Source organism: Janthinobacterium sp. FW305-129, assembly GCF_020858115.1.
Taxonomy (GTDB): domain Bacteria; phylum Pseudomonadota; class Gammaproteobacteria; order Burkholderiales; family Burkholderiaceae_D; genus Janthinobacterium.
This window is the reverse complement of record NZ_JACYMM010000004.1, coordinates 433,184-445,198: the sequence shown is the minus strand read 5'-3', so window position 1 is coordinate 445,198 and position 12,015 is coordinate 433,184. Positions and strand designations below refer to the sequence as shown.

8 protein-coding genes are annotated in these 12,015 nt (G+C 61.9%); 7 read left to right on the top strand and 1 reads right to left on the bottom strand.

The window, feature by feature from the left end:
- Positions 1-33: 33 nt before the first annotated feature.
- Complete coding sequence (locus IGS61_RS10885; protein ID WP_230539595.1) at positions 34-477, top strand: DUF411 domain-containing protein; 444 nt, start codon at positions 34-36, stop codon at positions 475-477.
- 93 nt (positions 478-570) lie between these two features.
- On the opposite strand, the gene IGS61_RS10880 is transcribed toward IGS61_RS10885, so the two are convergent.
- Positions 571-2,802 carry an NADP-dependent isocitrate dehydrogenase gene (locus IGS61_RS10880; RefSeq protein ID WP_230539594.1) on the bottom strand — a complete coding sequence of 744 codons (2,232 nt, stop codon included), beginning with the start codon at positions 2,800-2,802 and terminating at the stop codon, positions 571-573.
- A 643-nt stretch (positions 2,803-3,445) separates the two neighbouring features.
- On the opposite strand from IGS61_RS10880, the gene IGS61_RS10875 reads away from it, so the two are divergent.
- From IGS61_RS10875 to IGS61_RS10850, 6 genes are all read left to right on the top strand, one after another.
- The gene (locus tag IGS61_RS10875; protein WP_230539593.1) at positions 3,446-4,762 is read left to right on the top strand and encodes an FAD-dependent oxidoreductase; all 1,317 of its coding nucleotides are present in this window, start codon (positions 3,446-3,448) and stop codon (positions 4,760-4,762) included.
- Entirely contained in the window at positions 4,759-7,773 is a 3,015-nt protein-coding gene (vioB, locus tag IGS61_RS10870) for an iminophenyl-pyruvate dimer synthase VioB (RefSeq protein WP_230539592.1), read from the top strand. Before IGS61_RS10875 ends, vioB begins: the two co-directional genes overlap by 4 nt.
- A 1-nt stretch (position 7,774) precedes the next feature.
- Entirely contained in the window at positions 7,775-9,064 is a 1,290-nt protein-coding gene (locus tag IGS61_RS10865) for an FAD-dependent oxidoreductase (RefSeq protein WP_230539591.1), read from the top strand.
- Positions 9,064-10,182, top strand: a complete 1,119-nt coding sequence (locus IGS61_RS10860) for a tryptophan hydroxylase (protein WP_230539590.1) — start codon at positions 9,064-9,066, stop codon at positions 10,180-10,182. The genes IGS61_RS10865 and IGS61_RS10860 overlap by 1 nt, the downstream gene beginning before the upstream one ends.
- Before the next feature lie 10 nt (positions 10,183-10,192).
- Complete coding sequence (gene vioE / locus IGS61_RS10855) at positions 10,193-10,774, top strand: violacein biosynthesis enzyme VioE (protein WP_230539589.1); 582 nt, start codon at positions 10,193-10,195, stop codon at positions 10,772-10,774.
- 63 nt (positions 10,775-10,837) lie between these two features.
- Entirely contained in the window at positions 10,838-12,001 is a 1,164-nt protein-coding gene (locus IGS61_RS10850) for an MFS transporter (protein ID WP_268993821.1), read from the top strand.
- The last annotated feature ends 14 nt before the right edge of the window (positions 12,002-12,015 follow it).

The window sequence follows — 12,015 nt, the reverse complement described above, 5'->3', positions numbered from 1 at the left end:
CCACGATTGACTCTATTCGTCTGAAAGCAACACATGATCAAACACTACATACTGCGCGGCACCTTCGCCGCCATGCTGGGCCTGCCCACGTTCGCCATGGCGGCCTTGCCCGTCATTGAAGTCTACAAGAGCGCTTCGTGCGGCTGCTGTTCCGACTGGATCAAGCACCTGGAAGCGAACGGTTTTTCGGTACGCGCGAAAAATGTCGAGATGCCGGCGCAATACCGCAAGCTGTCCGGCATTCCCGACGCGCTCGGTTCCTGCCATACGGGCCTCGTCAACGGCTACGCCATCGAAGGCCACGTGCCGGCCAGCGACATCAAGCAGTTGCTGCGCGAAAAACCCAAGGCGAAAGGCCTGGCCGTGCCGGCAATGCCGATGGGCTCGCCAGGTATGGAAGGACCGCGCAAGGACCCGTACGACGTCTTGCTGGTCAAGAACAATGGCAGCACCGAAGTCTACAAGCACTACCAATAACCCTGAGGGGAAATGAAAAACGCCGCCGGAATCGCTTCCGGCGGCGTTTTTTTATCAGGCAGCAGTCAGGAACCGACTGCCTTCATGACTGCATCAGATGCTGTCGAGCACGGCATTCAGGCTGGCGCTAGGACGCATGACGGCTTCCGTCTTCGCCGGATCGGGCAGGTAGTAACCGCCGATATCCGTTTCCTTGCCTTGCACTGCTTTCAGCTCGGCAACGATCTTTTCTTCGTTGTCGGCCAGGGCTTTTGCCACTGGAGCGAAGTGCGCCGCCAGTTCCGCGTCGTCCTTTTGCGCTGCCAGGGCTTGCGCCCAGTACATGGCCAGGTAGAAATGGCTGCCGCGGTTGTCCAGCTCGCCGGTGCGTGGCGATGGCGACTTGTTGTTGTCCAGCAGCTTGCCGGTGGCTTCGTCCAGGGTTTTCGCGAGGATTTTAGCCTTCGCATTGCCCGTCTTGATGCCCATGTCTTCCAGCGACACGGCCAGGGCCAGGAACTCGCCCAGCGAATCCCAGCGCAGATGGTTTTCTTCCACCAGTTGCTTGACGTGTTTCGGTGCCGAACCGCCGGCGCCCGTTTCGTACATGCCGCCACCGGCCATCAACGGCACGATCGACAGCATCTTGGCGGACGTGCCCAGTTCCAGGATCGGGAACAAATCGGTCAGGTAGTCGCGCAGGATGTTGCCGGTCACGGAGATGGTGTCCAGGCCGCGGAAGGCGCGTTCCAGCGTGTAGCGCATGGCGCGCGTCTGCGACATGATCTGGATGTCCAGGCCGCTGGTGTCGTGATCCTTCAGATACACCTGGACCTTCTTGATGACTTCGTTCTCGTGCGGACGATAGGAATCGAGCCAGAACACGGCAGGCATGCCCGAGTTGCGCGCGCGCGTGACGGCCAGCTTGACCCAGTCGCGGATCGGCGCGTCCTTGACCTGGCACATGCGCCAGATATCGCCCTCTTCCACCGTTTGCGTCAGCAGCACTTCGCCCGTTTCCAGGTCGGTGATGTTGGCGATGCCGCCTTCAGGCACTTCAAACGTCTTGTCGTGCGAACCGTATTCTTCCGCTTGCTGCGCCATCAGGCCCACGTTCGGCACGGTGCCCATGGTCTTCGGATCGAAGTTGCCATGCCATTTGCAGAAACCGATCATTTCCTGGTAGATGCGCGCGAACGTCGATTCCGGCATGACTGCCTTGACGTCCTTCGGACGGCCATCGGCGCCCCACATCTTGCCGCCGATACGGATCATGGCGGGCATCGACGCGTCGACGATGATGTCGTTCGGCGAATGGAAGTTGGTGATGCCCTTGGCCGAATCGACCATGGCCAGTTCCGGGCGATTCGCGTGGCAAGCATGCAAATCTTTCAATACTTCATCTTTTTGCGACGCTGGCAGGGTCTCGATCTTGTCGTACAGGTTGCTCATGCCATTGTTGACATTCACGCCCAGCTTGTCGAACAGCGCCGCGTGCTTGGCGAACGCGTCCTTGTAGAAAATGCGCACGCAGTGACCGAAGACGATCGGGTGCGACACTTTCATCATGGTGGCCTTGACGTGCAGCGAGAACATCACGCCCGTCTTGAAGGCGTCGTCGATTTCCTTCTCGTAGAACTCCAGCAGCGCTTTCTTGCTCATGAACATGCTGTCGATGATTTCGCCCGCTTGCAGGGAAACCTTCGGTTTCAGCACGATGGTCTTGCCCGAGGCCGTGACCAGTTCCATCTTGACATCGCGCGCCTTTTCCAGCGTCAGCGACTTTTCGCCATGGTAGAAGTCGCCATGATGCATGTGCGAGACGTGCGTTTGCGACGACTGGCTCCACTCGCCCATCGAATGCGGGTGCTTGCGCGCATACTCTTTGACGGCCTTTGGTGCGCGGCGGTCGGAGTTGCCTTCGCGCAGAACCGGATTGACCGAGCTGCCGATGCACTTGCCGTAGCGGGCTTTCAGGGCCTTGTCTTCGTCCGTCTTCGCATCTTCCGGATAGTCGGGCAGCTTGTAGCCGCGGCCTTGCAATTCGCGCACGCAAGCGATCAACTGGCCTTGCGAGGCGCTGATGTTCGGCAGTTTGATGATGTTGGTGTCTGGATTCTGGGTCAATTTGCCCAGTTCAGCCAGGGTGTTCGGGACTTTTTGCGCGTCCGTCAGGAATTCGGGAAATTCAGCCAGTACACGTGCCGCCACCGAAATATCGCTGGAGACGACGTCCACGCCGGCCGGCGCGGTGAATTTTTTGATAATCGGCAGCAGGGAATACGTCGCGAGCAGCGGCGCCTCGTCAGTCAGCGTGTAGATGATTTTGGATTTTTGTGTTGCCATGTTCATTCCCTTGTATGCGGTGATGCCTGGTGGTTAACTTTCTTCATTCCAAACACAGGACGGTTAGCCTTGCTTTGGACGGCTAGTGTGCCGGCGGTGACGCCGTGCTTGCCCACCACGTATTTTAGACTGTCCTGCCGCTGTTTGTGTATCCGATGGCGACGAATCTTATATAAGACAGCAAATATCCGGAACTACCGGGCCAGAACGGCCATTTTCCGCCTAGAAATGGGTGCAGGGCGGCGGCACGGCATGTATGCGGCCCTGGCGAAACATTCAATATTGACAATATTCAAGTGGAAGCGACGTCACGGCCGCCCGCTTGCGAACAGCGCAGCAACATTGCCGCTTTATCAGCACCCGCCTGGCGGACGACAACTACATTGATATTTATCAAATTGACTGCCCGCGGCCTGGGCTACTGTCGGTGCCATCTTTGATTTGAAACAGAAACTCTGCTGCCAAGAATCGACCATTCCAGACACAACGCCAGTTCTCGCCAGGCTCTTCATTCCCCAGCCGAAAACGCTCGCCAAGTGCGGTAACACCCAGCGTTCCCCCTCCCTCGCCTGCACGTGCCGGGGAAACTTTTGCTAGCGATTTTGCAGCTTTTTGATTAATGAACGTTAAAAAGGAACTTCGTATGAGCACGTATTCTGACATTTGCATCGTCGGCGCCGGCATAGGCGGCTTAACTTGCGCCAACCGCCTGATCGACGCCGCCGCCAAAAGGAAGCTGCGCATCCGGGTATTCGATGTGAACGCCTCGGTGGGCGGCCGCATCCAGTCGCGGAAAATAGACGGCGAGGAAATCGCCGAACTCGGCGCCGCCCGCTACTCGCCCCAGCTGCATCCGCATTTCCAGCAACTCATGCAGGGCAGCGGCTTGCCGCATGCGGTCTACCCGTTCACCGAGGTCATCTCCCACGATAGCGTGCTGGAAGAGCTGAAGGCAACGCTCGATAGCCTGAGCCCGATGCTCAAGGAGCATCCGAACGACTCCTTCCTCGAGTTCGTCAGCCACTACCTGGGCGCCGCCAAGGCCACCCACATCATCAAGGCGACCGGCTATGACGCCTTGCTGCTGCCGATGGTGTCGGCGGCCATGGCCTACGACATCATCAGGAAGCACCCGGAAACGCAGCACTTTACGGAAAACGCCGGCAACCAGTGGCGCTATGCCACCGACGGCTACCACGCGCTGCTGTGCCAGTTGCAGCACCAGGCCCAGGCCGCCGGGGTGGAATTCCGGCTCGAACACCGTTTGCTGTCCGTAGAAAAATCCGGCGCCGACCATGTGCTCGCCTTCAGCCACCACGGCGACACGCAGATGCACCGCACACGCCATCTGGTGATGGCCATCCCGCCGTCCGCCATGCCGCGCCTGAACCTGGACTTCCCGCACGCCTGGAGTCCGTTCCAGTACGATTCGCTGCCCCTGTTCAAGGGTTTTTTCACCTTCGACACGGCCTGGTGGGATGCGCTGGGGCTGACCGACAAGGTGCTGATGGCGGCCAATCCCCTGCGCAAGGTCTACTTCAAGGGCGACAAGTATGTGCTGTTCTATACCGACAGCAAAAGCGCCACCTACTGGCGGGACAGCCTGGAACTCGGTGAAGACGTGTACCTGGAACGTGTCCGCAGCCACCTGGAAGAAGTTCTGCCGCTCGATGGCCAGCCGCTGCCGCAGATCAAGGCGCACTTCCACAAGTTCTGGCCGCATGGCGTCGAGTTTTGCGTGGAGCCGGAAGCCGAGCACCCGGCCGTCCTGCTGCACCGCGACGGCATCATTTCCTGCTCGGATGCGTATACCGCGCATTGCGGCTGGATGGAAGGCAGCCTGATCAGCGCCAAGCAAGCCTGCGGCCTGTTGCTGCAACGGCTGGAGCAACGGGAGGAGCAACGGGAGGACGCCGCCGCCAACGATACCTTCATCACTTCCTCGACCGAGCGCGCATGAGCCTACTTGACTTCCCCCGCCTGCATTTTCGGGGTTTTGCCCGCGCCAATGTGCCGACCGGGAATCGCAATACGCATGGCAACATCGATATCGCCACGAATGCGGTATCGATGGCGGGCGAAGCTGTCGACCTGAGCCGGCCGCCCGCCGAATTCCATGCGCACCTGAAACAGCTTGCCCCCCGTTTCAATGCGGAGGGCAAGCCCGATCCGGACGGTATCTTCAGCCAGGCGGCGGGTTATAACTTTTGCGGCAACAATCATTTCTCGTGGGAGAACGCGCGGATCACGGGCGTCCAGCTGCGCGATGGCGAGGTCGATACGCAAGACGCGCTGGTGGGCGCCAAGCTGGCCCTGTGGGGCCACTACAACGCGTACCTGCGCACCACGTTCAACCGCGCCAGGTGGATCGACAACAACCCGGCCCAGCCGGACACCACGCTGATCTACGCCGGCCAGTTCACCTTGAGCGACAAACTGGCCACGCCAAACACGCCCACCTTGTTCACCGCCGACATCGCGCAGGCGCATTCGGTGCGCTGGCTCGGCAGCGGCCATATCACGGAACGCAGCGGGCATTTCCTGGATGATGAATTCGGCCGCTCCAGGCTGTTTCAGTTTTCCGTGTCCAAGCAAGACCCGCATTTCCTGTTCAACGCGGACCTCGCGCTGCCGGCCAGCATGCATGCCTTGCAGCAAGCACTGGCCGACGGCGAGGTGCTGGGCCTGACGGTGCAGTATTGCCTGTTCAACATGTCGACGCCGCAGAAGCCCGACTCGCCCGTGTTCTACGACCTGGCCGGCAGCATCGGCCTGTGGCGGCGCGACGAGCTGGCCACCTATCCGGCCGGCCGCCTGCTGCAGCCGCGCCAGGCCAGCCTCGGGCCCGTGCTGGTAAAAGTGCACGCGAACCGCGTCGCGTTCAACATGCCGACCGCCATTCCGTTTACCACGCGCGGCACGGATGCTGTTTCCGAACAGCATCCCACGCATGCCCTGGGCAGCAAGCAGGCGCTGGGCGACCTGCTGCTGCAGGACGGTGACGGCACCGTGCTGGCCCGCATTCCCGAGCAGCTGTACCGCGATCACTGGCGCCACCACGGCGTCTTCGACGTACCGCTGCAACAGGCCCCCGCCTCGGGTTCGCTCAGCCTGGGCAGCGCGCAGGCGCAGTGGGACGAGGCAGACTGGGTGCTGCAATCGGACAGCAACCAGCTGTACCTGGAAGCGCCTAACCGAAACAAGCACGAGCATTTTCCGCTGAGCATCACCGTACAAAGCCGCTTCCGCGGCGAGCTGGCGGCACCCGCAGACCTGCCGGCGCAGGCCGAAGACGGCGCGCTGCTGGCCGTGGAGCAGCAACCGTCGCCGCTCGGGCACGGCTACACGGCGCTGACCCTGACGGGGCGCCAGCCGGGCGCGACCAGGATCGTGCTGGGCACTGGCAACGACAAACAATACCTCGGCGTGCGCGTGCTGCCCGACGACTGGGACCTCGACGACGTGCCGGCCGAACAGGTCGATTACGCCTTCCTCTACCGGCATGTGATGAGCTACTACGAGCTCGTATATCCCTTCATGTCGGACAAGGTCTTCAGCCTGGCGGACCAGTGCAAGTGCGAAACGTATTCGCGCCTGATGTGGCAGATGTGCGATCCGCAGAACCGCGACAAGAGCTACTACATGCCCAGCACCCGCGAACTGTCGCTGCCAAAATCGCGCCTGTTCCTGAAATACCTGACGCAGGTCGAGGCAAAGGCCAGGGCCGCGCTGCCGCAACCGGCGCCGACGCCCGTCATCGGCGGCAAGGCGGAGCTGATCGATGAACTGAAGAAGGCCATCGACCTGGAATTGTCGCTGATGCTGCAATACCTGTATGCCGCGTATTCGATTCCCAATTACGCGCAGGGGGCGGCGCTGGTGCGGGCCGGCCGCTGGCTGCCGGCCGAGCTGGAACTGGCCTGCGGCGGCGAAGACCGGCGCCGCAACAGCGGTACGCGCGGCATGTTGCTGGAAATCGCCCATGAAGAAATGATTCACTACTTATTAGTCAACAATGTGCTGATGGCGCTGGGCGAACCGTATTATGGCGGCACCCCGCTGCTGGGCCAGCAGGCGCGCCAGCGTTTCGGTCTGGACACGGAATTTGCATTTGAGCCATTTTCCGAACACGTGCTGGCCCGCTTCGTGCGTTTCGAATGGCCCGACTATATTCCCACGCCGGGCAAATCGATTGCTACCTTCTATACCGCGATCCGCCAGGCCCTGGCCGACCTGCCCGGCCTGTTCGAGAGCAGCGGCGGCAAGCGCGGCGGCGAGCACCACCTGTTCCTCAAAGAACTGACCAACCGCGCCTATCCCGGCTACCAGCTGGAAGTGTCCGACCGCGACAGCGCGCTGTTCGCCATCGACTTCGTCACGGAACAGGGCGAAGGCGTGGCTGTCGATTCGCCGCATTTCGCCTCTTCGCACTTCCAGCGCCTGCGTGCCGTCGCCGGCAGGTTTTCCGCCTGCGGCAAGCCGTTCGAGCCGGCCGTGCCGGCGCTGAAGAATCCCGTGCTCGAAGCGCGCGCGGACTGCACGGTGGTGACCGACCAGCAGGCGCGCGCGCTGATGCGGCTGTATCAGGGCTGCTACGAACTGACCTTTCTGCTGATGGCGCACCATTTCGCGCAGCAGCCGCTGGGCAGCCTGCGCCGCTCGCGCCTGATGAATGCGTCCATCGACATCATGACCGGCCTGCTGCGCCCCCTGTCGGCCGCCCTGATGAACATGCCATCGGGCGTGCCCGGCCGCCATGCGGGACCGCCCGTGCCCGAGTCCGTCAGCAGCCGGGTCAGCAGCGACTACAGCCAGGGCTGCGACATGCTGGCGCAGAAATGCCTGGCGCTGGCGCAGTACGCACGCGGCCTTGAGAGCGACGTCATCGGCATGGCACCGATCGAAATGTTGGAGTTTTTTAATCAGCAACTTACCGATTTATCTCGGGGAAAGATGTCAAGAGAGGCCTGAAATGCATAAAATCATTATCGTCGGCGGAGGCCTGGCAGGTAGCCTCAGCGCCATTTATCTGGCGCAACGGGGACACGATGTCCACGTCATCGAAAAGCGCGGCGATCCGTTGCTGAAAAATGCCGCAAACACCGATCCGGTCAACTCGCGCGCCATCGGCGTGAGCATGACGGTGCGCGGCATCAAGGCCGTCCTGGGAGCGGGCATCAGCAAACAGGAACTCGACCAGTGCGGCGAACCCATCGTCGGCATGGCGTTCAGCGTGGGCGGCCGGCACCGGATACGCGAGCTGACCCCGCTCGAAGGCCTGTTTCCCCTCTCGCTGGACCGCACGGCCTTCCAGCGCCTGCTGAACCGGCATGCCGTCAAGCACGCGGTGAAGTATTACTTTGAGCATAAATGCCTGGATGTCGACCTGGAAAGAAAGATTGTGCTGATCCAGGGCCAGGACGGCACCGTGCAGCAGTTGTATGGCGACCTGGTCATTGGCGCCGACGGCGCCCACTCGGCCGTGCGGCGCGCCATGCAAAGCGGCATGCGCCGTTTCGAGTTCAAACAAAGTTACTTCCGCCACGGCTACAAGACGCTGGTGTTGCCGAACGCGGCGGACCTGGGTTTCCGGAAGGACTTGCTGTACTTCTTCGGCATGGATTCCAAGGGCCTGTTTGCCGGCCGCGCGGCCACCATTCCGGACGGCAGCATCAGCTTCGCCCTGTGCCTGCCCTACACCGGCACGCCCAGCCTGGGCACGCTGAACCGCGAAGCCATGGCCGACTTCTTCAGCCGCTACTTCGGCACCCTGCCGCCGGACCGCCGCCAGGAGATGCTGGACCAGTTCATGGCGCTGCCCAGCAACGACCTCATCAATGTCCGTTCCAGCACCTTCCACTACAAGGCCAATATCCTGCTGATCGGCGATGCGGCGCATGCCACCGCCCCCTTCCTCGGACAAGGCATGAACATGGCGCTGGAAGACGTCCACGTCTTCGTTTCCCTGCTGGAAAAGCACGGCAATGCCCTGGGCCCCGCCCTGTCCGAATTCACGCAGCAGCGCAAGGTGCAGGCGGACGCCATGCAGGACATGGCGATCGCCAACTATGAAGCGCTGAGCAATCCGAATCTGATTTTCTTCCTGCAGACGCGCTACACGCGCTACATGCACAAGAAATTCCCCCGTGTTTATCCGCCGGACATGGCAGAGAAACTGTACTTCACATCGGTTCCTTACGATGAATTGCAGCAAATCCAGAAGAAACAAAACGTTTGGTACAAACTTGGAAGGGTAAATTAATGAACATTCTCGTTATCGGCGCCGGCCCCGCAGGCCTGCTCTTCGCCAGTCAGATGAAACAGGCCCAGCCCGGCTGGGATATCCGCATTACGGAAAAAAACACCCCGGAAGAAGTGCTGGGCTGGGGCGTGGTGCTGCCGGGACGGCCGCCACGCCATCCCGCCAATCCGCTCTCTTACCTGGAGCAGCCGGAACGGCTCAATCCGCAGTTCCTGGAAGAATTCAAGCTCGTGCATCACGACCAGCCCAACCTGATGAGCACCGGCGTTACCCTGTGCGGCGTCGGACGCCAGGCCCTGGTGCAGGCCCTGCGCGCCAAGTGCGTGGCGGCCGGTATCGCCATCCGCTATGAAACGCCGCCGGCCGACAAGGCGCAGCTGGAATCCGAGTACGACCTGGTGGTGGTGTCGAATGGCGTCAATTACAAATCGCTGGACTTGCCGCCCGCGCTGGCGCCGCACATCGATTTCGGCCGCAACAAATACATCTGGTACGGCACCACCCAGCTGTTCGACCAGATGAATCTGGTGTTCCGCAGCAATGAGCACGGCATTTTCATCGGCCACGCCTATAAGTACTCGGACACGATGAGCACCTTTATCGTCGAATGCAGCGAAGAAACGTACGCCAAGGCGGGGCTGGAAGCGCTGTCCGAACGCGATGCCGCCGCTGCTATCGCCAACACATTCAAGGCCGAACTCGGTGAGCACGCGCTGCAGAGCCAACCGGGCCAGGGCTGGCGCAACTTCATGACCCTCAGCCACGACCGGGCCTGCGACGGCAAGTTCGTGCTGCTCGGCGATGCGCTGCAATCGGGGCATTTTTCCATCGGCCATGGCACCACCATGGCGGTGGTGGCTGCCCTGCTGCTGGTCAAGGTCCTCAATACCGAAGCCGGCGCGGCGGCCGCCCTGGACAGCTTCAATGCCCGCGCCATGCCCCTGATGCAATTGTTCAAGGACCACGCCAACAGCAGCCGCCTGTGGTTTGAAAGCGTGGGCGAGCGTATCGGACTGAGTAATGAAGAGCTGACCGCCAGCTTCGACGCGCGCCGCAAGGACTTGCCGTCGCTGCAGGAAGCGCTGATGGCAAGCCTCGGCTACGCGCTGGGCCGCTAAGGGAGATACCATGCCGACACACCTCGCCCCGCCGCTGCTGCCGCTGCAATGGAGCAGCGCCTATATTTCCTACTGGACACCGATGCAGGAGGACGACCAGGTCACGTCCGGCTATTGCTGGTTCGACTATGCCCGCAACATCTGCCGCATCGATGGCCTGTTCAATCCCTGGCCGGAAAAGGAACATGGACACCTGCTGTGGATGTCGGAAATCGGCGATGCCAGGCGCGAACAAAGCCGCAAGCAGAAAGTGGCCTACGCGAGGCAGGCGCAGGCCACTGGCGAACAGCTGCAGGGCACGGCACTGGCCGACGAGGTGACGCCGTTCCATGCCGTGTTCCTGCCGCAAGCGGTGCTGCTGGACGGCAGTGCCCGTCACGACGGCCGCCACAGCGTGCTGGGCCGGGAGGCGGACGCCTGGGTAGTCGAGCGGGCGGGCAAGCCGCCCTCGGTCTTTTACCTGGAGGCCGGCGGCAACCGCCTGCTGCGCATGGTCACGGGCAACGACGCGCAGCACCTGTCGGTACGCGACTTCCCCAACCTGTTTGTCGGCGACATTCCGGACAGCGTCTTTACGTCTTGCAACACCTGACCAGGCCAAGACGCGCGCCAGGCCTGGCCCGTGTCTTAGTCATTACTCTTGAAGGATATTGCTATGCCGCTGGTTGTTTACATTCTGGGGTTGACGATCTTTTCGTTAACGACATCCGAATTCATGGTGGCGGGCATGATGCCGTCACTGGCCCTGGCCATGGACGAGCCGGTCACGCGGATCGGCTACCTGATCTCGCTCTACGCCATGGGCATGGTCATCGGCGGCCCGCTGAGCACCATCGCCCTGCTCAAGCTGCGCGTGCCGAACAAGCAGGGACTGCTGTGGCTGCTGGGCTTTTATATCGTCGCCCAATCCGTCGCCGCGTCAGCCACCAGCTATGACATCCTGGCCATCGCGCGGGTGGTCACGGGCGTGGCGGCCGCCACCTGCTTTGGCCTGTCCCTGGCGATCTGCGCAGACATCGTCGCTCCCGACGCGCGCGGACGCGCCGCCGCCGTCGTGATCGGCGGCCTCATGCTCGCTTCCGTGGTGGGCGTGCCGGTCGCTACGCTCATCGACCAGCACCTGGGATGGCGCGCCAGCTTCTGGCTGGTGGTGCTGCTGGCGCTCTTGTGCCTGCTGCTCATCACCGTGCTGGTGCCGCGCGCCAAGCCGTCCGAAGTCGTCAGCCTCGGCAAGGAACTGGGGGAGTTCCGCAACCGCCACCTGTGGGCAGCGTATGCCAGCAGCGGCCTCATCATCGGTGCGATTTTCGCGGCGTTCAGCTACTTCGCGGCCATCCTGACCGAGGTGACGGGCTTTCCAGCGTCCTCGATACCCTGGCTGCTGGGCGTCTACGGCGTCGCCAACGTGGTGGGCAATGGCGTCGTCGGCCTTTATGCGGACCGCTACACCACCCCCATCATGGCCTGGGGCATGGTTATCCTGAGCATCAGCCTGGCGCTGTTCGCCATCTTTGCGCACGACAAGACCATCAGCGTCGTCTTGCTGGTCATCACCGGCCTGGTGGGCATGTCGATGAATCCCGCCATCATCGCCCGCGTGATGAAAACCGCCCACCCCGGGCCGCTGGTCAACACCGTACATACCTCCGTCATCAACATCGGCCTGGGCGCCGGCTCATGGCTCGGCGGCCTCGGCATTGCCGCCGGCTATGGCCTGCGCTCCCCGCTGTGGGTCGGCGTCGCGCTGGCAGTGCTTGGATTCATCAGCTTGCTGCCCTACCTCGGGCACAGGTCGCGCGATTCGGTGCTGTCGCATTAGCGGCTGGCGGCGCG

What these genes read in the sequence shown, in the direction of transcription:
- IGS61_RS10885 (WP_230539595.1), top strand. Translation starts at nt 34, where the DNA reads ATGATCAAACACTACATACTGCGCGGCACCTTCGCCGCCATGCTGGGC.
- IGS61_RS10880 (WP_230539594.1), bottom strand. Translation starts at nt 2,802, where the DNA reads ATGGCAACACAAAAATCCAAAATCATCTACACGCTGACTGACGAGGCG.
- IGS61_RS10875 (WP_230539593.1), top strand. Translation starts at nt 3,446, where the DNA reads ATGAGCACGTATTCTGACATTTGCATCGTCGGCGCCGGCATAGGCGGC.
- vioB (WP_230539592.1), top strand. Translation starts at nt 4,759, where the DNA reads ATGAGCCTACTTGACTTCCCCCGCCTGCATTTTCGGGGTTTTGCCCGC.
- IGS61_RS10865 (WP_230539591.1), top strand. Translation starts at nt 7,775, where the DNA reads ATGCATAAAATCATTATCGTCGGCGGAGGCCTGGCAGGTAGCCTCAGC.
- IGS61_RS10860 (WP_230539590.1), top strand. Translation starts at nt 9,064, where the DNA reads ATGAACATTCTCGTTATCGGCGCCGGCCCCGCAGGCCTGCTCTTCGCC.
- vioE (WP_230539589.1), top strand. Translation starts at nt 10,193, where the DNA reads ATGCCGACACACCTCGCCCCGCCGCTGCTGCCGCTGCAATGGAGCAGC.
- IGS61_RS10850 (WP_268993821.1), top strand. Translation starts at nt 10,838, where the DNA reads ATGCCGCTGGTTGTTTACATTCTGGGGTTGACGATCTTTTCGTTAACG.